Origin of the sequence: Micromonospora matsumotoense, assembly GCF_900091525.1 — a bacterium.
GTDB classification, from domain to species: Bacteria; Actinomycetota; Actinomycetes; order Mycobacteriales; family Micromonosporaceae; genus Micromonospora; species Micromonospora matsumotoensis.
On record NZ_FMCU01000003.1, the window covers coordinates 136,069 to 162,670 of the forward strand.

Consider the following 26,602-nt stretch of genomic DNA (forward strand, 5'->3'; position numbering starts at 1 on the left):
CTGTCGTCCCCGGACGACGACCACGTCAACCGGGCACCTGACCGGTCAGCCCCGCTCGGGTACGGCCGCCGGGGGTGTCCACAGCAGGGCCGCCCCCGCCAGCGCCGCCCGATGGTACGGCGGCAGCGGCTCACCGGCCCAGAACGTCTCCACCTGCGGCGCCTGCTCACCCTTGTCGGCAAGGGCACGCTGCGCGTCGTGGGTGATGTCCCAGGCCCGCACCCCGGGGCCCAACTCCGCAAGACAGACCCGCCGTTGCGCCGGTGGACTCTCGGCGTCCAGCCGCCAGGCCCGCCAGATCCTCCGGACACCCGGATGGCGGGAGACATTGTCCATCCACCGGTCGTCGATCCGGTCGGTCAACTCGTACGCCAGATCGGCGAGCTGACCGAGCCGGGCGGGCAGCACGGTGAGATCCTCCGGGTCCCCGCCACCGGTCAGATCCAACGGGACCGGCAGCCGGTCCCCGGCCCGTTCGGCCACCGCCGTCGGCACCGGCAGGAAACGGAAGGCACCGAGCGGGGGCACCTCGTCGGCGACCGGTATCTCGTCGTACCGCTCGGGCTCACCGCCCGGCACCCCCAGGGCGAGCAGGATCCGCGCGAGCAACTCCTTGTCGGCGGCGGGCACCGCCACGGCGTACTGCACGGTCGCCACCGACACCGCATCCGGGAGGTGCCGCAGGTCCCCGTTGCCGAGGAACTCCCGTAGCTGGGCCACCACCTCGTCCGGAAGCCGCCCCGCCAACCGCAACAGCATCCGGTGCACGGCGGCGAACAGGTCGTCCGCCTCGTCCCATACCGGGTCTTCGTTCACTGACGCATCTCTTCCATGATGATGATTTCGCAGTTGTCCTGGAACTCGGCGGGCAGCTGGGCCCGCACCTGTTCGGCGAGGCCGGGGTCGGCGGTGCGTCGCATCCGCGAGTGCGGCGGAAAGACCGCCTCCTCGTCCACGGCGAAGGACGAGAACACCGAGATGTCGCGGGCCTGCTGCCCGGTGAGCCGGTAGACCACCAGGATTTTACCGCCCGCGGCGGGGTTCTCCGCCATGAACCGTACCGCCACGTCGAGGCGGCGGCTCACGCTGAGGAACTCCCGCGCCCGGCCGGTCGGCCACCACGAGTTGCCATAGATCGGGGAGTACACCGGGGTGATCCAGTCGCCCCGGTAGGCGAGCACCGGCCGGTCCGGACTGCCGACGGCGGGCAGTTGCATCATCGCGTCGTGGACCATGTCCGCATGCCACCGGGTCTCGTCGAAGAGCCGGGGTGACACCGCGCGGAGCAGGCTGGTCAGCTCGCTCCAGGCGGCGTCACGCGCCCGATCGGCGCTTCGCACCTCGCCGCCGGGGCGGCGCTGCCGTACGGAATCCCCGTCGCTGTGCCGCGCCTGCTCCTCGGCCGCCGCCAGGCGGCGTTGCGCCTGCACCCATCGCCCGGCCGGGTCACTGAGCGGCGCCTTGACGGTGAGGTGTCCCGGCCCCTCGTGCACCACGGCACGCAGCATCAGCGGCAACGGCAACGCCTTGGTGCCGGCGGCGATGTTGCCCAGGTAGTTCCTGACCAGTTCGGCGACCTTACGGTCGAAGACCTCCCGGGTCGGCCGCTCCGCCACCCCACCGGTGAACAGGTGGGTACGGATCACGTTGTTGATCAGGTAGTGGCTGTGTCGGGTGTAGACGGCCAACGCCATCACGTGCGGCTTCGACAGCCGCTGACCCAGTTCCCGCACCGCCGGGGTGTCGGCCGGGTCGAGGCCGTTGCGCCGCAGCCAGCCGGCGAGGTCGGCGTCATGCACCTGGCCGCTCGCCAACTGCGGCCAGAGCCGGTCCGCGATCGCCGGCACCTTGTGCTGGGTCTCCGAGAAGCCGTGCGGGTCGACGGCATGCTCCAGGTAACGGGCCTCGTGCGGGAACAGCCCGCCGACCGTCACCTCGGCCCGCAGCGTGGGCAGGTCGACGTCGGGCAGGCTGCGGTAGAGGTCCACCGCGGTGACGTGGCCGTCGGGTGGGCGCAGCGTCACCCGTGGGACCCCGGCGATCTCCGCCCCGCGCAGGATCTCGAAGAGGGAGTGGTCCCGGGCGGGCAGCATCCAGCCCATCAGTCCGCTGAGGAACAGCTCACCCTGGGACCGGTCGAGCCCGACGAACCGGGCGGCGGTGAGCATCCGGGCCGTGGTGCCGGAGACGCCGTCGACGACCGGGAAGCCGTCCCGACCCACCCAGCGGGCCCACGGCCCGTGGTCGGTGTCGTGTGCGGTGATCCCCTCCCGCCACGGCAGCGGGCTGTGCTCGCCGAGCGGATCGCCCCGTTCCCTGGTCACCTGGTCGACGTAGGCCCGTTCGAGCCGACCGAGCGGCGCACCCCACCGGGCGTAGTGGTCGGGGGTGTTGGCCAGTGCCGCCTGTTCCTCGGCGGAGCGGGAGCGGCGGACGTACTGGCTCGCCGTCATCTCGGTCAGGTCCCGCAGGCCGTGCGGCGAATTCCTCGCGACGTTGCCGGTGGCGAAGAAGTCCCGGCCGAACTTCAGCCTGTCCCGCAGGGTGTCCGGCATCAACCGGTTCACCGTGCCGTCGAGCAGGTCTCCCATCCGGCGGACGGCCGCCACGTCGAGGCCCGCCTCCCGGGCCTGCTCCCACCGGCCCTCGTCGAGCACCGTCAGCAGGGTGCGGGAGAGGGTGTGCGGGTTCTTCCAGTTGCAGTAGGCCGCGTTGTAGAAGGCGGTCATCGTCTCGCGCAGGTTTCCCTCGGCCAGCAGCCGGTCGAAGCCGACCGAGGTGCCGACCTGGCCGGCGCTGGCCGGTTCGTCGTCGCGGAAAAAGGCGCCCTCCACCCGGGCCACCACCTCGGCACGGGTCTCTCCCGGGTGCGCCGGCCCGGTCAACTCGACCAGGATGTCCCGCATCCGGGTCAGCGCCGTGCGCACCGTGTCCAGCACCTGCGGGTCGCGGAAGTAGTACGCGCCGAGCCGCTGCTCGAACAGGGTCGCGTCGGCCGACCAGCGGGGGTCGTGCAGGAACCTGGCGAACTCGAACGGCACCCGGCTGACCAGGGCCGGCCAGGTCGCCGACGCCCGTTCGGCGCGCGTCTGTTCCCGCTCGGCGCGCGTCGGTGCCGGGTCGGTCGCGGCCGGACCGGGCCCTTCGCGGTCGCGCCCGGCCAGGGACGTCCCGTCCTCCCGGCCACGTCCGGCCAGGTCGACGTCGGCGGGGGTACGGCCGGATGGCCCGTCGGCACGGACGCGCCCCGGCGGGCCGTCGGTCGGTGGACGGGCCCGCCCGCCCGGTGGGCCCTCCCGGCCCAGCAGCGCGTCCCGGCCGGCATCGCTGAGCCGCCCGCCGAGCAGCCGCAGCCGGGCCGCCGCACCGGGATCGTCCGGGTGCAGGCCGAGATGGTCGCGCAGGGCCCGCAGTTCGGTGCGGGCGTACGTCGCCTGCGCCGGGTCGCGCAGCAGGTCGGCCAGCACCTCCACCTCGGCCAGCCGGCCCAGGTCGTGCGGGCTGGGACCGACGCCGTCGGGCAACGCGCCCGGGGTGAGCGCGTCCGGCGTGAACGGGTCCAGCCCACCGGCGACCCGCTGCCTGATCGCCGCCAGCTCGGCCGCCTCGTGGGCGACGGCCCGCGCCACGGCGACGTCGGCGGCCCGGTCGGACAGCTCGATCCGCCAGCCGCCCCCGTCCGGTGCGACGGTGCCGTGCGGCAGGTCCCGGCCGTGCGTGTCGACCGGCACCGACCGGGCCACCGCGCCGTCGGGCAGGGCGTCCGCCGGAACGGCGGTCAGGTCCAGCCGTACGCCGTGCAGTGGGCTGTCCGCCGGCAACCGGTCCAGGAGCCGGCGCAACGCCTCGTCGCCGAGTTGGCGTACCAGCTCCGGCGCAGCCACCTCCCGGCCGTACCCGTGGAACTGCGCGTCGGGGACCCGGGCGGCGGTGACCGGCGGATGGCCCCCTCCGCTGAGCAGGCCGTGGATCGCCGACGGGTCGGGCACCCGGGGCAGCCCGGCGGTGTACGCCGACCGGGGGTGCAGCGGACCGGTGTCGCTGATCGACTTGACGCCCTTCCAGTCCGCGCCGAGCAGGGCCCGCTTGCCGATCCAGGAGGCGTCCCGCCCCCGGTGGTGCTCCCCCCAGCCGGCCTGGCTGATCTCGAACGGCGTCGGGTACCGGCCGCTGCCGAAGGGGTGGCTGCGGGCCCGGTCCAGGATCTCCCGTCCCGCCTCCCGCTGCCGGTACGCCTCGCTGAGCACCTGCTCCGGATCGGATGTGCCGTAGCGCGTCCGGAGCCGGTCGACCTCGACGGGGCCGTCGCCGTCGGCCGCGCGGCGGGCCAGCGCGATGTCGACGTCGACCGCGCGCAGCTCACCCCGGAGCCGGTCGAGCACGCCGTCGGCCCGGTGCCCGGTGTTCGGCGCCCAGTCGAACCCGTCGCGTGCCCACGCGTACCCGCCGACGGTGGAGGCGGCGTGCAGCTCGACCCGCTCGACGCCGGAGTACCGGTACCAGTCGGTGAGGTGGCCGTTCCACTCCCGGGCGAAGCCCTGCCCCTGGACCCGCTCGCTGAGCCGCAGCGAGACGTGTTCGACGAAGAGGCTGCCGTCGTGGTCGCGGTGGAAGGCCCGCACCACCCGACCGACGTGCACGCCGTCCGGATCGTGCACGGCGGCCCGGACGACGACCTCGTTGCGGTGCACACTGACGCTGTACGGATCGTCCAGGTCCACCCGGATCCGCAGCCCGGCGAACTCGCGCCCGTCCAACTGGTCGGCGAACTCCCGGCGGACGGCCCCGCCCCAGGCGTCGGCCTCCTCCCGGCTGCCGGGGATCAGCTCGTCGAGTGAGGGACGCCGGTCTTCCTGCCGCCACGGCGGGTCGGACCAGATCTCGTCGTTGCGGGCATGCTCCCGCCCGTCGGGCGGTGCCGCCCCGCCCGCCTGCGGCACCTGCTCCAGCTCGTGCACGGGGTAGCCGCGTCGGGCCAGGTCGGCGTCGAGCCGGTGGAGGTCTTCCCGGAGCCGGGCCTGGTCGATCGGGTCGGTCGCCGCCCGCAGTTCGTCGACGACGCACCGGCGCTCGGTCAGCCCGAGCAGGGTCCGGCCGTCCGGAGCCACCGCGTCGATCGCCCCGCGCCCCGCACCCGGCCGGCCCGTGGAACGGTCCGGCTCCGGAGCAGGCCAGCCCGGTTCCGGCGGCCTCGCCTGGTGGTCCACGGCCCGCTCCGGCGCCGCCCACCGGCCGGCGGCCCCCTCGCCCGGTCGCGGCGTCCCCGCTTCAGGGGTGACCGGCCGGGGTGCCGCTCCCCGCTCCGGTGCGCCCGGGGTCGGGTCGGCACCGCCGAGGAGACCGGTGATCCGGTGCAGGGCCCGACCCAGCACCCCTGGGCGACGCTCCGGCCCCGGCTGTGCCGACTGTCGGTCCGCCGGTCCGCCGTCGCGTGGTGGCCCCCACTCGGCGAGCGGTGGCGCACCGGGCTCGGAGCGGGGTGGGGCCGACACGTCCGGGGCCGCCGGCCGGTCGAGGAGCGCGGGCAGCGACCGTCCCGACTGCTCCTGCCCGATCGCGTCGAGGTCGAGGCCGTGCCGGGCGGCGATCTCCCGGCTCAGCGGGCCGTGGAAGGTGCCGCCACGACGCTCACCGGGGATCGGGTGGTTCGCCTCGGCGATCGCCAGTCGGGCGCGTTCCACGATCTGCGCGACAGGTTGGTCGACCGCCCGGTCGAGCAACTCCCGGGGCAGGACGGCCCGCTCGGCCGGATCGAGCACGTACCGGTCGAGGACGTAGTCCCGCATCTGCTGCGGGGTCCAGTCGGCCATCTCCTGGTAGGCGTCACTGCGGGGTAGGCGCGGGTCGCCTCCGTGGTCGGCGACGCGGAAGCCGGCCAGCCCCCGGAGGAAGTGCTGCTGGACGGCGAACGCCTGGAACTCGCCTTCGAACCGGAACGGCACCAGCACCTGCGCGGAGATGTCGTCGCCGTAGCGCCCCTCGGCGACTCCCTGGGCCAGCACGTCGCCCACCACGTCGGGGCTGGGCTGGAGCCGGTGCATGCTCTCGTGCACGACGGTCGCGGCGACCGCGCTGATCGGTCGGTTGGTGGCGCCGTCGCGGGGGTCGACATAGAGGATCTCGGTCCGGGTGTCGAAGCCACCGCGCGCCGGCCCGCCGATCCAGGCGTTCAGCTCCGGGTCGCGCAGCTCCGGTGGGAGCAGCGCCTCGACGCTCGCCGGGTCCTTGGGGATCAGCCGTTCGAAGGTGCCGGCCGCGTGCCGCTCGAACGCCGGCCCGAGCACGTCGCCGATCTTCGCCACCGCGATCGCCTGGTCGATGACGTGGAACCGGTGGGTGACCGGGTCCACGCTGACCACCCGGTGGGCCATCTCGACGGAGTGCAGCGGGTCCACCCCGTCCAGGTCCCGCCAGCCCGGGTCGGCGTGTTCCCCGCCCCGGGAGAAGTCCCGCCAGTCGCGGTACCGGTCGGCGTACCCGTCGACCGCCCGGCTCAGCGCGCGTACCTCCCGGACGACGTCACCGAGCGGGCCGCCGTCGCGGGCCCGGTCGGCGGCCAACTGCAACCGGTCGGCCTGCCGCCCGACCGCGTCGAGGTCGGCGAGCCGGGCGGCCACCGCCGCCTCCGGGTACCGGGCGAGCAGGTTCTCCTTCGCCCTGCCCACCAGCTCGTGCACCTGCTCGGGCAGCTCCGCGCCGGTCCTGGTCCGGTGCGCGGGGAAGTTGCTGCTGGGGGCGAGTTCCTGGCTGATCGGCAACTCGTCGCCGGCCCGTGCGGACCCGGCCGGCACCACCGGGCCGACGGCCACCGGGCCGACATGCCTGGGCGGGACGGCGTCCGGGTCGACCGGCCGCGTGGCGGCGTCCGGGTCGACCGGCCGCGGTGTGGCGGCGGGTGGATCGGCGGGCTTCGGCACCGCGGGTGGCACGGCGTTCGGGTCGGCCGGTATCCGCTGCGTGACCAGCGCCGTCGTCTCCGCCCGCAGCCAGGCCACCACGGCGTCGATCTCCGCCTGGCTGCGCGGCAGGTACGATCCGTCCTCCTGCCGTACCGCCAGGTGTTCCCGGGCCCAGTCCCGCAGCGGCCCGGGGGCCGCCGGGTCGCCGGTGAGCAGCCCACGCACGGTGTCCGGGGTGAGCAGCCGGGGCGGTACCGGTGGCGGCGCGGTGGCGTCCCGGAAGCCGACCGCGTCGACGTCGAGCACCGGCGGGTCGGGCCGCCCGGGTTGCTCCAGCGCCGCCAGCGACGGCTCCGGCTCCGCCCGCGCCGGTGCGGGCCGCACCGGCCCGTCCGGCGTCGCCACCGCGTCCCGCCCCGCCTCCGGTACGCCGTCCGCCGGCACCCCGGCCCGGCCGGACCCGACCGGCGCGGCGGCTTCGGCGGTACGCTCCGGCTCCGCCACGCGACCGGGCTCGGCCGGATGTCCCGCCTCGACGGACCGGCCCGCCTCAACGGGGTGGGCGGGCTCGACCGGGCGGTCGAGCACCTGGTGGATCTCCCGGTGCAGGGTGCGCCAGGCGTCGCCCAGTTGCCGGCCGACAAAGGCGGTACGCGCGGTCGGGTCGACCGGCAGGTGGTCCGGCAGCACGACACCGGCCGGCGCACGCTGCACCCACTGCCCGTGCTCGACCGCCATCCCCGGCCGCAGCACCACCGGCTGTCCGGGGGGCAGCGCCGAGTTGACCTGAAGCACCACCCCGACCTGCAGCCCGTCCGGGTACTCGACGGTGAGTAGGCGGGACGACTCGTCCCAGCTCGCCCGGTGCGGCTGGTCCACCGGCCCGACCTCCCGGCCGGCCAGCAGCTCCCCGATGTGCCCGTCGAACGTCGACCGCACCGCCTCGGGCAGCGGCACCGACGGCCCGATCGGGTGCGACCCGGCCGGCACCAGCTCGACCGGGACGTGCCCCTCGGCGGGCGCTACGCCGCGTAGCTGCCCTTGCGGGGCCAGCGTGCCTCGCTGCGGTGGAACCGCAGGATCTTCACGAACACCGCCGCGTAGTTCCCGTCCTCCCGGCCGTCGATCGGCCTGCCCTGGCCGGTGTCCTTCCGGATGATCAGCCGGCGGTCCATCGTCGGGTACCCGAAGGTGTATTCCACCTCCTGTCTGTCTTCCCGGACCAGTTCGAAGTCCAGCAGGATCGCCATCCCTTGCCCCCTCGCCCCACGACGCGTGCAGATCCTCGCCGACCCGCCCCGGCCGGATGCTCTCCCAGTTGTACCGGGCGTTCGCCGCGTCGTGCGCCTCCCGGTACGTGGCGTCCGGGTGCGCCCGTAGATGGCCCGCCTCGGTCAGCTCGTGTTCGAGCAGAACGAGATCCTCGGGCAGGTGCCGCCCCTCGCGGAGCCGGATCCACGCCTCGGCGATGTCCGGGTTGGCGTCGAAGCGCGCCCGCCGGTGCCCACCCTCGTAGTCGTCGAGCAGGTGTTCGTCCACCATCAGGTGCCGTTTGACCTGCCGGATCTCGGTGGGCGAGAAGCCGACCGCCCCGCTGGAGCGCGGGGTTCCGGCGAGGTGCCGGGCGATGTCCGGCAGGTCGTGGTCGTCGGCCCGGAAGCGGTCGTACGCCCGTTCCGCCCAGTCCCAGGCGCGTACCTCGTCGCGGGGCCGGATCGAGACGCCGGTCTGGGCGTCCCGGTCCTCGGGCCCCCGGTTCTCCGCCCCGCGATCCTCGGGGGGCGGGTCCTGCGGGGGCCGGTCGGCGGCCGGGCGGTCCTCGGGCCGGAGGTGGTCCGGGCGGAGGTCGGCCCGGGTCACCCCGGTCGGGTCGGTGCTCGGCCCGGTCCGGTCGACAACGGTGGCCGCCGCGTCGTCCCGGGTGGTCACCGGTGTTTCGGAGCGGCCGGCCGGCGACAGGGGCGACGCGTCGTCAGGGTCCCGCCGTCCCGGCTCGACGTCCCGGCGTCCCGGCTCGACGTCGGGGCGAACGGGTTCGACGTCGGGGCGGACGGGTTCGGCGTCGCGGCCGGGCGGCGGGCCGTCGGGGCGGGCGGGACCTCCGTCGACCGGACCGCGCGACGGTGCGGCGTCGGCCGGCGTCGGCCGGACCGCCGGTTCACCGCCCGTCCGCTCGCCGGTCGGCGGGGTCGACTCCCCCACCACCCGGTCGCCACCCGGGCGGGACCACTCCCCCGGCGTCCGCTCGTCCCCGGCCCGTACCGGGTCGGCAGGCGGGCGGGCCGGGTCGGCGAGGCGGGTCCCCGCCTCCGGGGTCCGCACCGGTGCGGGGTGGGCGGGCTGGCGCGGACCGCCGCCGCCACCGTCCCCGGTGCCGCCGGCCAGGTCGGTGCGTTGCGGCAGGTCGGCCGGGGGCAGCTCGGGTCGCGGCGGGTGGGGGTCACGCGGGCCGCCGGGGGTGGGTCCGTCGCCGTCGACGACCGTGGGGTCGGGCGACCGCACCCCGTCACGGGCGAGCACGCTGCCGTCGGCGGCGATCGCGCCGCCGTCGAGCCGCTGGCCGTCGCCGTCGACGTGGGCCCAGACCGCCCCGCGTTCGCTGTAGGTGACCCGCAGGCCGGCGGCGCGGTCGACGGCGGCCATCCCCTCGGGGAGCACCATGACGTCCCGGCCGATCCGCAGGTCCATCCCGCCGACCCGGACCGCGTCCAGCCTGTTCTGCGCGCCGAAGATGGCGCCGGCCTTGGCGCCCTCCGCCCCGCCGTGCAGCATGTTCTGCAGGTCGAACTTGCCCTGGGCGGCGTCGGTCACGCCGGTCACCAGCCCACCGGCGAGCCCACCGCCGACGATGTGGCCCGGTATCCCACCGAACATCGAGGCGCCGAAGATCCCGCCCTGGACGGTGGACATGCCGAGCTGGCCGAGGTCGAGGCTGGTCCGCTCGCCACCGGCGATCTGGTACATCTGGCCCAGCAGGTTGCCGCCGCCCATGAACGCCGTCCCGAACGCCACCCGCTGGCCCAGGTACTTCGTCAGCTCCCGGCCGAAGGTGGTGGCGGCGATCTCGCGGGTCGCGTACTGGCTCAGGGTGGCCCGGCTGAGCTGCTCGAACGCCTCGGTGCCGGCCAACCGGATGCCACCACGGGCGGCCAGGTCGGTGCCGACCCGGGCACCGAACTTGCGCAGCAGCTGTTCCTCGATCTCCCGGGCGAGCTGGTTGCGGGCGGCGAGCAGGCTCCGCCCGGCCAGCCGCCGGGACTCCAGCCCGGCCTCCCGGCCGAGCTGGCGCAGCAACTCCCGGTTGGTGACGCCGCGCAGCCACTGACCGGCCATCCGGTCGGCGACCGACCGGGCGATGACGTTGCGCGGCAGCACACCCCGGGCCAGGTTGCCGGCACCCTGCCGGGCCAGCGTCGGCAGGGTCTGCCGGACAAAGGCGGGGACCTGGGTACGCGCGAAGCGCGGCAACTGGGTGGTGACCAGCCGCGGCACCTGGGTACGCACCATGGCCGGCAGCTGGGTACGGACCAGGGTCGGCAGGGTACGGGTCAGCAGCGCGGTCACCTCGGCGAGGGCGGCGCGGACGGAGATGCTGCCGATCGCGCGTACCGCGTTGGTGGCGGCGGCGCCGATCGCGGCCCGGCAGGCGGCGAATGCCCCCGGGATGCCGGCGGTGGACAGGCCGAGTGACGGGATGGCGGCGGCGACCAGCATGAACAGCGAGACGGCGAGCATGATCAGGCCGATCAGGGCCATGAACTTCATCAGCTCGATCTGCAGGCCGAAGCTCTGTACCGCCTCCTCCATGGAGGCGAGCGTGTCCACGGTGCCGGCGAGGGACTGGAGATAGGACAGCCACTCCCGGGTGAACACGTCGGCGGCGCCGTCGCCGGACCAGTTCTCCAGGATGCCGTCGGCGGCGTGCACCGCCTCCTGGTAGAAGGCGGCGAGTTCCTCGGTGGCGGCGCCCCAGGCGTCGGAGAGTTCATAGACGGCGTCGATGTCCGACTCGGGGATCTTGCCGATGAGGATCTCACCGACGGTGGACCGGACGCCCGGGATGGCGGCTTCGAGATCGGAGAACCACTCCAGGATCTCGGCCAGGGCGTGGTCACTCTCGCTCACGCGGAGTCCTCCCCGGCACCACCGTGTCCCCCGGTCGGCCCCCTCGGGTCAGTGCCGGCCACCGGCCCGGTCGATGTCGGTGGCGTTGTCGTCGTCGGTGCCGGTGTAGCTCCACATCGCATCGGCCACGTACGCGCCGAGCTTGTCCATCGCCTCGCCGAGCTTGGGCACGGTGGTCTTGACGGCCTCGTTCATCTGCTGCCCGCCGCCGGAGACCTCGACCGACTTGTGGTACGTCTTGAGGAACTCCACGGTGAACTCGTCGGGCGGCAGCGTCCCGGGGGCGGCTTCCAGGGCGGTGATCGCCTGGAGCTTGCCGTCCATCGTGGTGGACATCGACTGCCCGGCGAACCGCAGCCGGTTGGCGATGCCGAGGATGTCGGCGACGCTCGTCCTGATCTCGACGAAGCTACTCATCGTCGTCTCCCTTCAGCCGCACGTCGGCATCGTGGCGGTGCAGCAGATTCTCCAACTGCGCACCGCCGGGTGCCATCCGCCGCAGGTCGGGGGCGATGCTGCCGTCGAGGATCTCCTTGGACTGCTCGGCGGCGTCCTCCACGGCGAGCCGGACGGTCGCCACGATGGCGGCGGCGAGGGCCTTGGAGTTGGGGTTGCGGAACACCCGTGGGTCGATGTCCAGCTCCAGCAGGTGCCCCCGGGGGCCGACGACCGCCTTGACGGTGCGGTCGTCCGACCAGGCCGTGCCGGTCACCCGGAGCATCCGGCGCTGCACCTCGTCCATGCCGGACCAGGCCTTCTTGAGGTCACCGATCATGGCGGTCAGCGCGCCGAAGTTCGGCCGTTGCTCCATCGTCCCTCCCCCGAGGTCACCCGACGGCAGCGTAACCGGGGTGTCACGACCCCGGCTGCCCCACCGGCGGCACGGCCGGCCCGACACCCTCGGCACCGGGGCGTCGGGCCGGCTCGTCACATGCCGGCGGCGATCTGCTGGTCGACCTGCTGCATCCGCTCGGCCGACGCGCCGAGCTTCACGCCGACCCGGGTCAGCGCCTCCTTGATTTCGGTGGCGCCCTGGTTCCACTTCTGCCGGGCCTCGTCGCACGCCTGCCCCGCCGACCCCTGCCAGTCCTCGGCGAAGAGCTGGGTGAACTGGGTGTAGAGCTCCTGGAGGCTGCCGTCCATCTGGCCCTGGTAGGTGCCGATCGCGGTGGCCACATCGGAGATCTGGCCGAAGTGGTAGGTGATGGGACTGCTCACTGGAATGTCACCTTTCGCTGGTCACAGCGGCATGCGCCGCCAGGATGCGGCCGGCGCGGGCCGCCCGTGCGGCGGCGTGGGCCGCGCCGGATGCCGGCGTCAGCCGCGCAGGATGCTCATCACGCTGGAGTTGCCGGTCTCGGCGGCGGCCTGGCGGATCTCGGTCGCGGCGTCGTCGTCGTTCATGCCGTACTGGGTGGCGGCGCTGGTCATCTTGCCGGACAGCTCGTCGAGCGCCGAGATGATCTTCTTGAGGCCGTCGTTGAGCTGCACGGAGACGTCCTGAAGCGCGTTGTTCGCCGAGCCCCGCATGCCGCCGCCGCCCAGGGTCTGCACCCGCTCGATGAGCTGTGCCATGCCCTGCGCGAGGCCCGCACCGGTGTCGTTGCAGCGTTGTGCCATCTGGTTCAGCTGTTCCTGGGTGGCGTGAACCTGGCCCAGTCCAGGAGTGTCGGTCAAGGTGGACTCACCCGCTCCTCTGCTTGCGCCCCCCGGTCAGGGAAGCGTCCCCTTGATGTGGTGGCGGCCGTGGTGGCCGATCCTGACGGTAGCGCCCCGCATCGAATCGGGCCACCTCACTATGTCCGAAGTGGCTGGTCGGGGTGCCGGCACCGGGGAATACCGGGTCCCGGCGGTGGTCGTGAGCCGTTAGGCTCGGGGCGATTCCCGGCGACACTCGGGCGGGGGCCCGCCGCACCAGGGGAGGTTCGGTGGCGGAGGACGACGGCAGCACGGGCGGCACCAACCCGTACCAGCAGGAGACCAACCAGAACACCCGCACCGACTGGCTCGCCGACCAGAAGCCGGTCGACGTCGATCCCGACGGGCTGGTCGACTACGGCAAGAACATGGTCACCATCCAGGAGAACCTGCAGGGCCACAGTGGCCGGTTGAGTCAGCTCGGCCAGTTGCCGCAGAGCGCCTGGGACGGCAACGCGCTGCCGGAGGGCACCTACATCCGGGGTCAGCTGACCCTCAACTACGGCGAGTTCCAGCAGTACCTCACCTATCTCGGCGTCGCGCTGACCAACATCGGCATGGCCGCACAGACGGTGGCGGACGCCTACGCCAACACCGACGGCTGGTCGGCGGCCTCGCTGGACGCGGTCCGGTTCGCCTTCGGCGACACCGACGCGCCACGACCGGCCGGGCTGCCCCCGTTCGTCTCCGGCAAGACCTGGTGGGACCAGTACTTCGAGACGGTGTCGAGCGGGCAGACCAGCACCGCCCCGACCCCCGAACAGTTCGTCGACCAGGGCAAGCCGCAGGTCGCCCCGGACGGCAGCATCACCTACACCGCGCTCGGCCCCGGCGGCGTGGTCCGGACCATGGTCCAGCGGCCGCTGCCCGGCGGCACGGGCACCGTGACGGTCACCACCACCGCCGACGCCACCGGCAAGGTGCTCGACAGCAGCACCACCCGGACCAGCACGATCGTCACCGGCAACTCGACGGTGGTCACCACCACGACCACCGACGCCGAGGGCCGGCGCACCGGCGGCAGCCGGGAGACCACGTCGTACGCCGCCGACGGTGGTCGCACGGTGACCAGCGAGCAGCTCGACGCCACGGAGCAGCCGACCTCGAAGAAGGTCGACGAGCACCACGCCGACGGGACGCGCACGGTCACCACGACCGACGGCAGGGGCACCGTCACCCAGGAGCTGCACGTCGGTCAGGACACCGAGGGTGTGGACCCGAGCGAGCTGACCGACTCCCCCACCAAGCAGGCGCTGGACGAGATCAAGCGGCACGACTACGGCATCTGAGCGGGGGAGGACACCATGGCCGACTACTGGGACGCCCGTGCGACGTACCCGTCCGGTGGCCCGCGCGGCGAGGGCACCCGGTACGTCATGCCGCCGGAGAACCCGGACCTGAAGTTCACCCCGGCGCCGAGTGACGAGGGCGGGGCCACCATCGAGGCGGTCCGCCAACAGGTGCTGGGGCAGCATCCGGAGGACATCTCGGCGCTGGCCGACCAGTGGCAGAACGCCTACCACCTGTTGCAGAGCATCCACCAGCAACTGCTGACCGCCAGCCAGACCCTGCACGACGAGCACTGGAAGTCGCCGCAGGCCCGCGACGCGTTCCTCAAGGCCGGGCCGGGCAAGACGCTGGCGTACCTCGACGAGTGGATGGACGCGGCCCAGCACAACGTCACCGCGCTGCGGGCGATGGTCGGCATCGCGCGGGACTCCCGGGCGGAGATGGACCGCCTCTGGACGGAATACCGCGACGCCATCGACGACGCGAAGAACTCCGACGGCTGGACGCAGTTCTCCGAGGGCTTCAAGCAGGGCTTCACCCTGGGCCTGTACGACGGCGAGAAGGGCATCCAGGCGGCCGAGGCCGAGGCGGTGCAGCAGAAGCAGCAGGAGTACAACCGTCGGGCCCAGCAGCTGGCCGAACGCACCGCCAACGAGTACTTCGGCACGTTGAGCAAGGTCAGCGGCGGGCACGGGCCGCCGTTCTTCCCGATGGACGCGGTGCTCAACCCGGTCGGTCACCCGCCGTGGCGCGGGCCGGTGGGCACGCCGCCGCCGGTGGGGCCGCCCGGCGTACGCCCGCCGGGGTCCGGCGCGAACCAACCCCCGACGTCGGTACGGGCGGTGCCCCGGCCCACGCCGACCGACCCGGACCAGTTGGCCCGGCAGGTGCTGGACACCCTGCGGCCGCCACCGGGGGCGGAGACCGGCACCCCGGCCCCGCCGCCCGGCACCGGGAACCCGGCGGGTCCCGCCGTGGCGCCGCCGCCGGTGGTGCCGCCACCGCTGGTCGCACCGCCCCCCGGGCTGCGTACCGGCGCACCCGGCCTGGGCGGCGCGAACGCCACCGCGCCGGGGGCGGGTCGGGCCGGGTTGGCCCGTCCGCCGGGCCTGGAGGGGGTCACCGGCGAGCGCGGTGGGCTGCGCAGCGGGGTGCTGCGCGGCGGTGCCGGCGCACCCGGGGTCGCCGAGCCACCCCAGGCGTCGCTGCGTTCCCCCGGCGCGAACGCCACCCCGCCACCGACCGGCGGCCGGGCCGCACCACCGAACGGGCTGCGCGGCCCCGGCGCCTCGTCGACGGCGTCGCCGCCGGGAGCCCGGGGTGCCGGTGGCACCTCGACGACGGGAGCGCCGCACTCCTCGGGTACCCGCCGGCCGGGCACCGAGGAGCAGGACGACCAGGCGCGACGCGGGTCCGTCCGCCCGGGTGCCGGCGACCTCGACCTGTTCGGCCGGCCGGCCGGCGAGACCACCGCACCGGTGTTGCAGAGCCGTCGCCCGGACGGTCGACGCGCGACCGGTGGCGGCAGCCGCGCGACCGGTGAGCGGGCCGGCGACGCGGCGACGCCGATCCGGCCGGGCACCGCCCCGTCCGTGCTGGGCAGCCCCACCCGGGGCGTCGGGGCGCCCGGCACGCCCCGGCCGAAGCGCCGCGACCGGACCGACGTGGCACGCCCGGCGATGCCGGGCGGCGAGTGGCTGGACGACGGCCGGTCGGAGGCGACCGCGCCGGTGCTGGGCGCGCCGGCCCCGCCGCTGTCCGGGGGGCGGGTGTCGCGGCTGGAGGAGGTGCCGACCTCGTTGCGGGGCCGGCCGTCGGCCGAGCCGGCACCCCGGCCGGCCCGTGGTGGGCAACCGGTGCCACCGGAGCTGGCCCCCCGACGGACCACCGCCGCGAAGCGCGACGACCGGGACGAGCGCCGCGACGGCCCGGAGATCGTCACCGACGAGCAGGCGTTCAGCGTGGAGACCCCGGGCGGCGGCGTCCTCGGCAAGCAGGCCGAGGACCGCTCCTACCGGGCCGAACCGAAGACCGCCCTGGGCGGCAACTGACCCTGGTACCCCGGCCGGCCCGCTACCGCGCCGGCCGGGGAGCGGCGGGTCAGGACCAGCGTTCGCCGGTCAACCGCTCGTAGACGTCGACGTAGCGGGCCCGGGTCGCCTCGACGACGTCGGCCGGGACCTCGGGCGCGGGGGCCTGCTTGTCCCAGCCGCTGCTGGTCGCCCAGTCCCGGACGTACTGCTTGTCGTAGGAGAACTGGGTGCGACCCGGCTGGTACGACTCGGCGGGCCAGTAGCGGGACGAGTCGGAGGTGAGCACCTCGTCGGCGAGGACCAGGGTGCCGTCCGACGCCCAGCCCAGTTCGATCTTGGTGTCGGCGACCAGGATGCCCCGGTCGGCGGCGAGTTCCGCACCCCGCCGGTAGACGTCGAGGGTGATCTGGCGCAGCCGCTCGGCGGTCTCCGCCCCCACCTTGTCCACCACCTCGGCGAAGGTGATCGGCTCGTCGTGCTCCCCGGCCGGCGCCTTGGTCGACGGGGTGAAGATCGGCTCCGGCAGGATCGACGCCTCGACCAGGCCCCGCGGCAGCGGTACGCCGGAGACCGCGCCGGTGCGCTCGTACTCCTTGAGGCCACCGCCGGTGAGGTAGCCACGGGCGACGCATTCGATGGGCACCATGTCCAGCCGGCGGCAGCGGATCGCCCGGCCCGCGAACTCGGCGGGCACCTCGGTGGCCGAGACGACGTGGTGCGGCACCAGGTCGGCCAACTGCCCGAACCACCAGAGCGACAGGGCGGTCAGCAGTCGACCCTTGTCCGGGATCGGGGTGGGCAGCACCACGTCGTAGACGGAGATCCGGTCGGAGGCGACCAGGATCAGGTCGTCGCCGTCGGCGTAGACGTCCCGGACCTTGCCCGAGTGCAGAAGTTCCACGCGCCCTAGTACACCACGGGTGTGCCGCCGGCCGGTGCGCCCACCCGGGCAGTCGTCGTACGGCGGGCCGACCGGCCGTTGACACCCGCCCGCGCCACCTGCGTGAATGATCCGGCTACCGGCCCGCCCGTCCCCAGGAGCACCCGTTGTCCCCTGCGTATCCCCCGCTGTCCCGGCCCGGCGTCAACCCGGCCCGGCGACGGCTGCTCGGTGCGCTGCTGGGTCTGCCCGTGCTGGCCACCGGCGGGCTCAGCGGGTGCGGCGTGGAGGAGGAGTCGCCGGCGCAGGACGGCCCGGTGGAGCTGTCGGTCTTCTGGTACGGCGGCACGAAGCGGGCGGAGGCCACCGAACGGGCCCTGCGGCTCTACTCGGCCCGCAATCCGCTGGTCACCTTCCGGATCACCTGGCAGGGGCAGGGCGGCTACTACGACCGGCTCGCCACCCAGGCCGGGGGCGGCAACGTGCCCGACCTGTTCCAGATCGACGACTCGATTCTCGGCGAGTACGCCCAGCGCGGCATCGTCCTCGACCTCGGCGGCTACGCCGACGACGGCCGGATCAACCTGAACACCCTGCCGCCCGGCCTGGTGGACTACGGAAAGATCGACGACCGGGTCTACGGCGTACCGGCCGCGCAGACCCACGCCGCCGTGGTGTTCAACCGGGCCCTGCTCCGCCGGCTCGGGGTGCCCGAGCCGACCACCTCGATGACCTGGGCCGACTACCTGAGCTGGGCTGCCCGGGTGACCCGGGCCAGCGGCGGCCGGGTCGCCGGCTCGATGGACCCGTCGGGTGACCACCGGGCGCTGTGGCTGTGGCTGCGCGGGTTGGGCACCAAGTTCTACCAGGGACGCCAGTTGGGTTTCGGCTCGGCGGCGCTGCTGGACTGGTTCGAGTTCTGGGAACGGGCCCGCAGCCAGCGGGCCACCCCGGCCGCCGCGCTGGTCGATCGGGCGGACAGCGGCGAGCCGGCCCGGCAACTGGTGGTCACCGGGCACACCGCCGCCTCGTTCGCCTGGTCACACCAGTTACCCGAGCTCCAGCGCTATACCGAGGACAAGTTGGCGCTGGTCGGCTTCCCCGGCCCCCGGGCCGCCCAGTGGGACCGGGCGTCGATGTACTGGGCCGGGTTCCGGGGCACCCGTCATCCCGGACTGGTCGCAAACGTGATCAACTTCCTGACCGGCAACGTCGAGGTGGGTCGGCTACTCGGCCTGGAACGGGGCCTGCCGGCCAGCCTGACGGTGCGCCAGGCGGTCGTCCAGACCCTCGACGATCCGCTGGCCGAGCAGGTCGCCACCCTCGGTGAGGCGCTGCACCAGCAGGTCGGCCCGGCACCCGCGCCGCCCCCGAAGGGGCACGGCGAGGTGCGTGACCTGCTCACCGAGGCGGCCCGGAGCATCCGCGCGGGACGCTCCGGGGCGCGGGCGGCGACGACACAGTTCATGGCCAGGGCCCAGGCGGCCCTGGCCAGGTGACGGGTCAGCGGGGCGGGCGGTTACGCCGGTTGCGCATCAGCAGGACGACCAGCAGGACGATGCCGCCGACCACCACCAGGCAGCAGAGCAGCCCGAAGACGCCGACCCCGCCACCGCGCGACCGCCGACGGGCCGCCTCCACCACCAGTTCACCGGTGCCGGTGGACGCCCAGGCGGCCACGGGCACGAAGACCGAGAGAACCACCGCGCCGAGGACCGCGCTCAGGCGGCCCCACCATGTGATCCTCGTTGACGTGTTGATCCCAGTAGACATGCCCTCATCCTGACCGAGGTCGGCAAGTCCGGCATCCCGAAGCACGCACCGCGCGCCGCGTACCGGCCGGGGCGGACGGCCCGAGGCCGGAAACGGCGAAAGGCCCCGGAGATGAACTCCGGGACCTTTCGAACAGTAGCGGGGACAGGATTTGAACCTGCGACCTCTGGGTTATGAGCCCAGCGAGCTACCGAGCTGCTCCACCCCGCGTCGGCTCGTTAAGCTTAACCCATCCTCCCCACGGTGATCAGCGGGGTCCCCGATCGACCATCCGCCCAGCTCAGCCCACCTGTGTGGGTCCCCGCCGACGGAGCGTCCCGACAGCCGTCCGGGCGGGCCGGGATGGAAACCACCGCCTCGGGCCGGGCGGGAACGACCACGCCGACCACTCGGGACCACCGTGCCGGCCGGAGCGGGACCACCCTCGCCGGGCCGGATCAGCGCAGCCGCTCGCGGTCGCGGCCGGGCGGGAAACGGCGAAAGGCCCCGGAGATGAACTCCGGGACCTTTCGAACAGTAGCGGGGACAGGATTTGAACCTGCGACCTCTGGGTTATGAGCCCAGCGAGCTACCGAGCTGCTCCACCCCGCGTCGCCTGGTTAACCGTAGCGCACCGACCCCCGGGCCCGCAAAACGGGCCCGGGGACGCTCAGCGCAGCCACTCGCGGAGCGCGTCCACCGCCCGCCGGCTGTCGGCATCCAACTGCGGTCGATCACTGGACGTACCCTCCCAGCCCTGCTCCCAGAGCACCGTCACCACGTCCCCGAGCCGGATCGCCCGGACCAGTCGTACCTCGCCCCCGCCGGCCGCGTCACCCTGCCCCGGCGGGTCCGCCCGGCGCAGCTCGAACAGCACCGACTCGTCGCCGTAACCGGCCCCGCCGAGCAACCGTTGCCGGGAGGTCACCCCCGGCGTGTCGGGTGACTCCTGGACCGGGCAGCTCCGGACCGCCTCCCGCAGCTCCCGGAGCGCGTCGTCGGCCCGTCCGGCGCGATAGATGGTGATGGTGTGCCGGTAACTGCCGTCGGGCACGTACCCCTTCGGGGTGTCGGCGTAGCGGAAGGCCAGGGCGCGGCCCTTGCGTTGGACGACGCCGGAGTCACCGGGGTGCGCGCCGCAGAGCTGCGGCACCGTCGGACCGGAACCGAACGTCGTGTGCAGACCGGTCTCGTTGGCCACCGCGAGAGTGAAGAAGGCCGCGTCGGGGATCGAGGTCGGCGGCCGGCCGGACGATGCCGTCACGGCCGAGCTGACCGGGCCCGACGGCGACCCGACGCGGGAACCGGTGAGCGCGGAAGGGGCCGGGGCGGACGACACCGACGACGCCGACCGGGCGGGTGCGGTGGTGGCGGGTGGGGAGGCGGGCGGCCCACCCGGGGTGGCCGGTCCGGCGGTGAGGACGAACCGGGTGCCCACCGCTGTCGCGCTCACCAGCGCCGCCACGGCCAGCACCCCCGCCGCCCGCCGCCGGGCCCGACGGTCGGCGTGCCGACGGACCAGGGCGGGCGAGACCAGGCCGCCCGGATCGGTGTCCTCGGCCAGCGACCGGTAGAAGCGGCGCAGCTCACGCGACATCGTTGACCTCCAACTCCTTGGCCGAGACCCCGGGCAGCAGCTCGGCCAGCCGGGACCGCCCCCGGGACAACCACGACTTCACGGTGCCGCTGGGCACCCGGGCCTCCCGGGCGATCTCCTCCACCGGCATGTCGAACAGGTAGTGCAGGGCCAGTGCCTGACGCTGGTTGGCGGGCAGTTGGCGCAACGCGGCGACCAGCAGGACGGTGTCCTCGCCGGGTGGCCGGACGTCCGGCGGTGGGCCGGCCCGGCTGATCGCCGTCCGCCAGCTCCGCAACCGGCGGAACCGGTCGGCGGCCAGCCGGCTGACCACCAGGCGCAGCCACGCCTCGGGGGCCGGGTGACCGGCCAGTCGGCCCCACTGCCGCCAGGCCCGGGCGTACGCCTCCTGGACCAGGTCCTGTGCCTCACCGTGGTCGCCCGCCACGCCGTGGCCGTAACGCAGCGTTCGCGCCGAGGTGCTCCGGTAGAACTCGTCGAAACTCTGCTCGTCTCTCATGTCCGCACCACGTCTCCCCCCGTCCCGGGCCACCTGCACTGGAGACGGCGGGCGGGGCCGCCTGGTTGCGGGACAACCGGTCAGAAAAGCGACGGAGCCCACGATCCCGACTCGGATCGTGGGCCCCGTCGGCGCGGGAGCGGGTGGGTCAGCCGCCGGAGGACGGTGACGGCGTGGCGGGTGGGTTGCCGCCGGACGGGGCCGCCGGGTTGCCCTGCTGAGCCTGCTGGAAGGCGGTGATCGCCTCGTCCAGCGCCTTCAACGCCCGGCCGTACCGCTCGAAGTCGCCGGACGCCTGCGCGGCCTTGACCTCGGCGATCGCCGTCTGGACCCGCTGCGCGGCGGCGGCCAGGTCACCGCTGGGCGGCGGGCTGCTCGCCCCCGCCGAGGGCGAGGCGGAAGGCGAGGCCGAGGGGGAGGTCGGCGGGGGCGGCGTTTCCCCGCCCGGTGGTGGGGTGCTCCCCTGCCCGGCCCGTTTGCCCTGCTCGACGAGCTGCTTGATGCCGTCGCTGACGTTGTTGGCCAGCACCACGTACGAGCCGCCGTCGCCGTACGACAGGAGCACCTTCTGCAACAGCGGGTACGCGTCCTGCTGGTTGCTCTTGACGTAGACCGGCTCGACGTAGAGCATCCCGTTGCCGAACGGCAGCGACAGCAGGTTGCCGTACTGCACCTGCGCCTGGTTGGAGGAGAGCAGGTTCAGCTCGGTCCGGATGGTCGCGTTGTTGGTCATCTGCTGGTGCACCTGCACCGGCCCGGAGATCCGGGTCTGGTCCGGCAGCTCCAGCACCTCCAGCTTCGGCTGCCCGTCGACGTACGACCCGGAGATCAGCGCGGCGAGGTTCTGCCGGCCGTTCGGGGTGACCGCCGAGGTGAGCTGGAACCGCGGCGCGTCCTGGTTGGGGAACTGGGTGAACAGGTAGTACGGCGGCTGCTTCTGCCCGCTGTCCGGCGCGTCCGGCACGTTGGGCACCTGCCAGAAGTCCTGGCCGGAGTAGAAGTCGCCGGGGTTGGTGACGTGGAACTTGGTGAGCAGGTTGCGCTGCACCTTGAACATGTCGGCCGGGTAGCGGAAGTGCGCGGCCAGGTCGGCCGGGATGGCGCTCTTGGGCAGCACCAGGTCCCCGCCGAACGCCTTGTTCCACGCCTTGAGCACCGGGTCGCCGTCGTCGAACTCGTAGAGCCGGACGGTGCCGTCGTACGCGTCGACGGTGGCCTTCACCGAGTTGCGCATGTAGTTGACGTTCTCCCGGGCCAGCTGGAAGGTGCCCCGGTTGGTCAGCTCGTCGGTGGTCTCCTGCTGGAGGTTGATCCGCTCGGCGTACGGGTAGGTCGCCGAGGTGGTGTAGCCGTCGATGATCCACTGGACCTTGCCACCCACCACCGCCGGGTACGGGTCGCCGTCCAGGGTGAGGAACGGGGCGACCTTCTCCACCCGGTCCCGGGGGTTACGCACGTACAGCAGCTTGGAGTTGTCGTTGACCGCCTCGGAGAGCAGGAAGTTCGTCTCCTGCTCCTTGATCGAGTAGAGCAGCCGCCGGGTGAACGAGCCGATCTCGACGCCACCCTCACCGGTGTAGGTGTAGTACTGCTCGCCGCCGGTGGTCGGGGTGGGCCGGTCGAACTCGGCGTTCTTGCCCTCGCCGGCCTGCCCGACGATCGCGTAGTCGTCGGCCTGCATCCGCTCGCCGTAGTAGATCCGCGGCTGGCTGGCCGGGATCTGCTCGGCCTGCGAGGAGCACGCCTCCTGGGCCTTCTCGCCGAGGAAGCCGGAGACGAAGTACGGCTGCCCGCCGCAGACCACCTGGTTGGCCGGGGCCGCGACCAGGCCGTAGCCGTGGGTGTAGACGGTGTGCCGGTTGATCCAGTTGTTCTGCTGGTCGGTCAGCTCGCCGTAGTTGATCTCCCGGACCCCGACCACGTAGTCGGAGGTCTTGTTCTCCATCGAGTACCGGTCGATGTCCAGCTTGGGGCCGAAGTCGTAGAACCCGCGGACCTGCTGGAGCTGGGTGTACGTCTCGGAGACCAGCTGCGGGTCGAGCAGCCGGACGTTCGGCACCACCGAGGTGTCGGTGGCCAGGCTGGCCGGTGGCACCAGGTTGCTGGCCGCGTAACCCTTGGCCTGCACCTCGGATATGTCGAACGCGGCGCGGGTGGCGTCGATGCTGCGCTGGATGTACGGGGCCTCCTTGTCCCGGGCGCTCGGCTTGACCTCGAAGGTCTGCACCGCCCACGGGTAGATGCCACCGATCGCGACGGCGGAGACCCCGAGCAGGGCCAGCGAGATGCCCGGCCAGACCAGGTTCCGCATCACCGCGTTGGAGAAGACGATGATGGCGATCGCCACCACCACCGAGATGTACGCCAGGATCTCCTTCGCCGGCAGCAGCGCGTTGACGTCGGCGTAGCCCGCGCCGTACAGCTTGGCGCCCTCGTTGTACTCCAGCAGCATGGCCCGCCGGTCCAGCACGTACGCGATGGCCTTGAGCAGGACGAAGAACGCGACCAGCGTGCTCAGGTGGGCCCGCGCGGCGCCGGTCATCCGGTCGCCGACGCCCTGCAGGCGCACCCCGCCGAAGATGTAGTGCACCGCCAGCGCGCCGATCAGGGCCAGCACCACGGCGGTGAAGCCGACCCCGAGCAGGTAGCGCCAGAACGGCAGCTGGAAGACGTAGAAGCCGACGTCGATGCCGAACTCCGGGTCCTTGACGCCGAAGTCGCCGCCGTTACGGAACAGCAACCACTGGGACCAGCGGCCCTGCGCGGAGAGCCCGGCGAACAGGCCGAGCACCACGGCGGTCAGGCTGATCCAGGTGCCGATCCGGGGGGCGAGCAGCATCCGGTACCGCTCCAGGGTGGCCTGCTCCAGCGAGTGCGGGCGCAGCTTCGGCCGCAGCCGGTAGGCCAGCCACAGGTTGCCGCCCACGAATGCGGCCAGGCCCAGCCCGACGGCGAGGAAGAGCAGCACCTGGGTCAGCAGCACGCCGGTGAAGACCTGGGTGTAGCGGACCTCGTCGAACCAGAGCCAGTCGGTCCACGCCTGCACCCCCCAGCCGAGCAGGGTGAACAGGAGGAACACCCCGACCAGGACCCCGATGGTGACGCGTCCGCGCCGACTCATCCTCGGCAGGGGGCTGCTACGCATGGCCACTGTTTGGCTCCGCACGCTCGATGTGATCGGCTCCGGACAGGCACCCAGAGTACGGGGTGTTCCTGAACGTCTCGGGTCAGGTCGCGCGGGTCGGTCCGGTGGCACCCGCCTCAGCAGCGGATCGGCTCCCCGCCAGCCCGTAACGTGTCCAGGGCGGTCAATGCGTCGTCCAGCGAACCGACCTTGAGCATGGGCAGGCCCGACTGCGGGTTGCGGACCGCCTCGGCGCAGTTGTCGGCGGGGACCAGGAACACCTTGGCACCGGCCTTCTTCGCCCCGACCAGCTTCTGGGCGATGCCGCCGATCGGGCCGACCCGACCCTCGTCGTCGATGGTGCCGGTCCCGGCGATGACCTTCCCGCCGGTGAGATCCTCCGGCTTGAGCTTGTCGATGATGCCGAGGGCGAACATCAGCCCGGCGCTCGGACCGCCGATGTCGTTCAGATCGATCTTCAGGGTGAACGGGTGCGGCTGCCGCTGGTCGGGGACCACCCCGATGCGCGGCCGGCCGTCCTGTTCCCGGCTGGTCACGGTGGCGGTGCCGGGGGTGCCGTCGCGGACGTACCCGATGCTCAGCGCGGTGCCGGCGGGCTTGCCCCGGACCAGCTCCACCAGCCGGGTCGCGGAGGTGACCTTCGCGCCGTCGACGGTGGCGACCACGTCACCGGCCTTCAACGCGCCGGCCGCCGGCCCGTCCGCGGCCACCTCCTTCGCCACCACCTCGACCGGGTAGCCGAGCTTGACCAGCGCGGCGGTCTCCGCGCTGCTCTGCGAGTTCTGGAAGTCCTCGGCGTTGCGCTTCTCGACCTCCTCCTGCGACTCGCCCGGCGGGTAGACCAGCTCCCGGGGCACCACCGCCTCGTCCTTCGACAGCCAGCCGACGATCGCGGCGCGCAGTTTCACCGTCGGTTGCACGCCGACCGTGGTCATCCGGAGCTGACCGGCGGAGGTGGACGTCTCCCGGCCGCTGATCTGGATGACCTCCCTGCCGTCGGAGGTGCCGAGGGTGTTCACCGTCGGCCCGGGACCGAGCACCACGTACGGGATGGGCGCGCCGAGCACGCCGATGCTCAGCAGGGTGGTGAGCAGAGCACCGAGGAGGACGGTCACGCCACGACGTCTCATGCGGCAGAGCGTACCGACCGGGGGTGGCGACACCGGCAGGCTGCGGCGGACTTCGCCCTCAGCGCAACGCCAGCAGCGGTTACCAGGGGCGCGGCGCGCGTACCGTAGACGTCGTGCCTGATATTCCGTTCGGTTTCGCGCTCCCGGGTGGGCAACCACCAGACCCCAACGATCCCGCGCAGATGCAGCAGTTCATGTCGCAGTTGCAGCACCTGCTCTCCGCGCCGGGCAGCGGGCCGGTCAACTGGGACCTGGCCCGCCAGGTGGCCGCCAGCCAGCTCGCCGCCACGGGTGACCCGATGGCCTCACCGTACGAGCGGCACGCGGTGGAGGAGGCGCTGCGCCTGGCCGACCTCTGGTTGGAGCCGGCGTCGGCCTGGCCGACCGGCATCCGCACCTCCGTGGCGTGGAACCGCAACGAGTGGATCTACAAGACGCTGGACGTCTGGCGCAAGCTCTGCGACCCGGTGGCCAGCCGGATGGTCGGCGCGATGGGCGACCTGGTCCCGCCGGAGGCCCGCGCCCAGCTCGGTCCGATGCAGTCGATGGTCGCCACCCTGGGCGGGGCGCTCTTCGGCGGCCAGCTCGGCCAGGCGCTCGGCCAGCTCGCCGCCGAGGTGCTCTCCGCCGGTGACATCGGCCTGCCGCTCGGCCCGGCCGGCACCGCCGCGCTGATCCCGGCCAACATCCGGGTGTACGGCGAGGGCCTGGAGCTGCCCGAGGACGAGGTGCGCCTCTACGTCGCCCTGCGCGAGGCGGCCCACCAGCGGCTCTTCGAGCACGTCCCGTGGCTGCGCGGGCACGTGCTGGCCGCGGTGGAGAACTACGCGTCCGGCATCCGGGTCAACCGGGAGGCGATCGAGGAGGCGATGGGCCGGGTCGACCCGACCGACCCGGAGTCGATGCAGGCGATCGCCCTGGAGGGGATCTTCACCCCGGAGGACACCCCGGCGCAGAAGGCGTCCCTGGCCCGACTGGAGACGGTGCTCGCGCTGGTCGAGGGCTGGGTCTGCCACGTGGTGGACAACGCCGCGACGGATCGGCTGCCCAACGTGGTCCGCCTCGGTGAGGCGTTCCGTCGTCGCCGGGCGGCCGGTGGGCCGGCCGAGCAGACCTTCGCCGCCCTGGTCGGGTTGGAGCTGCGTCCGCGTCGGCTGCGGGAGGCGTCGGCGCTGTGGGCGGCGCTGACCGAGCACCGGGGCATCGCCGGCCGGGACGCGGTCTGGGGCCACCCCGACCTGCTCCCCTCGGACGCGGACTTCGCCGACCCGGTGGCCTTCGCGACCACCTCGACGGATCTCGACGACGAGCTGGCCAACTTCGACTTCACCGCTCCCGGGGGCCCCGAGGAGCAGGCGCCGGGCAGCCGGCCCCGCCCCGACGACACCGACGGCGACGCCGACCGGTCCTGACCCGCTTCGGACCAGCCGCGACACCGGCCGGACCCGCCCGATCCCCGGGCAGGTCCGGCCGGTCGCCGTTGGCCGGTCGCCGTTGGCCGGTCGCCGGTGGCCGGTCGCCGGTGGCCGGTGGCCGGTGGCCGGTCGCCGGTGG

The 26,602-nt window shown here is 73.5% G+C and carries 16 protein-coding genes and 2 tRNA genes; 4 read left to right on the forward strand and 14 right to left on the reverse strand.

The window, feature by feature from the left end; all coding sequences use genetic code 11:
- Positions 1-45 precede the first annotated feature (45 nt).
- The 6 genes from GA0070216_RS07660 to GA0070216_RS07685 all read right to left on the reverse strand — a co-directional run bounded on the left by GA0070216_RS07660 (position 46) and on the right by GA0070216_RS07685 (position 12,701).
- Positions 46-816 carry a hypothetical protein gene (locus GA0070216_RS07660; RefSeq protein WP_091241357.1) on the reverse strand — a complete coding sequence of 257 codons (771 nt, stop codon included), beginning with the start codon at positions 814-816 and terminating at the stop codon, positions 46-48.
- Positions 813-11,024 (reverse strand): WXG100-like domain-containing protein, encoded by a 10,212-nt coding sequence (locus GA0070216_RS07665; RefSeq protein ID WP_091241359.1) that lies wholly within the window; start codon positions 11,022-11,024, stop codon positions 813-815. Before GA0070216_RS07665 ends, GA0070216_RS07660 begins: the two co-directional genes overlap by 4 nt.
- 48 nt (positions 11,025-11,072) lie before the next feature.
- Complete coding sequence (locus GA0070216_RS07670) at positions 11,073-11,441, reverse strand: hypothetical protein (RefSeq protein WP_091241362.1); 369 nt, start codon at positions 11,439-11,441, stop codon at positions 11,073-11,075.
- Positions 11,434-11,835, reverse strand: a complete 402-nt coding sequence (locus GA0070216_RS07675; RefSeq protein WP_091241365.1) for a YbaB/EbfC family nucleoid-associated protein — start codon at positions 11,833-11,835, stop codon at positions 11,434-11,436. Before GA0070216_RS07675 ends, GA0070216_RS07670 begins: the two co-directional genes overlap by 8 nt.
- A 116-nt stretch (positions 11,836-11,951) precedes the next feature.
- A complete protein-coding gene (locus GA0070216_RS07680) occupies positions 11,952-12,242 on the reverse strand; it encodes a WXG100 family type VII secretion target (RefSeq protein WP_245722366.1) in 291 nt (96 codons plus the stop codon).
- A gap of 99 nt (positions 12,243-12,341) precedes the next feature.
- Positions 12,342-12,701: a WXG100 family type VII secretion target gene (locus GA0070216_RS07685; RefSeq protein WP_245722367.1), complete on the reverse strand. Its 360-nt coding sequence runs from the start codon at positions 12,699-12,701 to the stop codon at positions 12,342-12,344.
- Between the two features lie 251 nt (positions 12,702-12,952).
- Here GA0070216_RS07685 and GA0070216_RS07690 point away from each other — a divergent pair, with 251 nt between their 5' ends.
- Both GA0070216_RS07690 and GA0070216_RS07695 read left to right on the forward strand, forming a co-directional pair.
- Entirely contained in the window at positions 12,953-14,011 is a 1,059-nt protein-coding gene (locus tag GA0070216_RS07690) for a WXG100 family type VII secretion target (RefSeq protein ID WP_091241368.1), read from the forward strand.
- Between the two features lie 15 nt (positions 14,012-14,026).
- Positions 14,027-16,063, forward strand: a complete 2,037-nt coding sequence (locus GA0070216_RS07695) for a hypothetical protein (protein ID WP_091241371.1) — start codon at positions 14,027-14,029, stop codon at positions 16,061-16,063.
- Between the two features lie 49 nt (positions 16,064-16,112).
- Here GA0070216_RS07695 and GA0070216_RS07700 read toward each other — a convergent pair whose 3' ends face one another.
- Positions 16,113-16,946, reverse strand: coding sequence for a phosphoribosylaminoimidazolesuccinocarboxamide synthase (locus GA0070216_RS07700; protein WP_091241375.1), 834 nt, complete (start codon positions 16,944-16,946; stop codon positions 16,113-16,115).
- A 146-nt stretch (positions 16,947-17,092) separates the two neighbouring features.
- Between GA0070216_RS07700 and GA0070216_RS07705 the strand changes: the two genes are divergently transcribed.
- The gene (locus GA0070216_RS07705) at positions 17,093-18,424 is read left to right on the forward strand and encodes an ABC transporter substrate-binding protein (protein WP_176738876.1); all 1,332 of its coding nucleotides are present in this window, start codon (positions 17,093-17,095) and stop codon (positions 18,422-18,424) included.
- A 4-nt stretch (positions 18,425-18,428) separates the two neighbouring features.
- On the opposite strand, the gene GA0070216_RS07710 is transcribed toward GA0070216_RS07705, so the two are convergent.
- From GA0070216_RS07710 to GA0070216_RS07740, 7 genes are all read right to left on the reverse strand, one after another.
- Positions 18,429-18,698: a hypothetical protein gene (locus tag GA0070216_RS07710; protein WP_091241378.1), complete on the reverse strand. Its 270-nt coding sequence runs from the start codon at positions 18,696-18,698 to the stop codon at positions 18,429-18,431.
- Between the two features lie 136 nt (positions 18,699-18,834).
- A tRNA-Met gene (locus GA0070216_RS07715) sits at positions 18,835-18,908 on the reverse strand.
- A 307-nt stretch (positions 18,909-19,215) separates the two neighbouring features.
- A tRNA-Met gene (locus GA0070216_RS07720) sits at positions 19,216-19,289 on the reverse strand.
- Between the two features lie 58 nt (positions 19,290-19,347).
- Entirely contained in the window at positions 19,348-20,274 is a 927-nt protein-coding gene (locus GA0070216_RS07725) for a hypothetical protein (RefSeq protein WP_091241383.1), read from the reverse strand.
- Positions 20,264-20,773, reverse strand: coding sequence for a SigE family RNA polymerase sigma factor (locus GA0070216_RS07730; protein WP_091241386.1), 510 nt, complete (start codon positions 20,771-20,773; stop codon positions 20,264-20,266). The genes GA0070216_RS07725 and GA0070216_RS07730 overlap by 11 nt, the downstream gene beginning before the upstream one ends.
- A gap of 148 nt (positions 20,774-20,921) precedes the next feature.
- Complete coding sequence (locus GA0070216_RS07735; RefSeq protein ID WP_176738877.1) at positions 20,922-23,918, reverse strand: UPF0182 family membrane protein; 2,997 nt, start codon at positions 23,916-23,918, stop codon at positions 20,922-20,924.
- A 116-nt stretch (positions 23,919-24,034) separates the two neighbouring features.
- Positions 24,035-25,048: a YlbL family protein gene (locus GA0070216_RS07740; RefSeq protein ID WP_091241392.1), complete on the reverse strand. Its 1,014-nt coding sequence runs from the start codon at positions 25,046-25,048 to the stop codon at positions 24,035-24,037.
- A gap of 113 nt (positions 25,049-25,161) precedes the next feature.
- Here GA0070216_RS07740 and GA0070216_RS07745 point away from each other — a divergent pair, with 113 nt between their 5' ends.
- On the forward strand, positions 25,162-26,460 hold the full coding sequence (locus GA0070216_RS07745; RefSeq protein ID WP_091241396.1) for a zinc-dependent metalloprotease: 1,299 nt from the start codon (positions 25,162-25,164) through the stop codon (positions 26,458-26,460).
- The last annotated feature ends 142 nt before the right edge of the window (positions 26,461-26,602 follow it).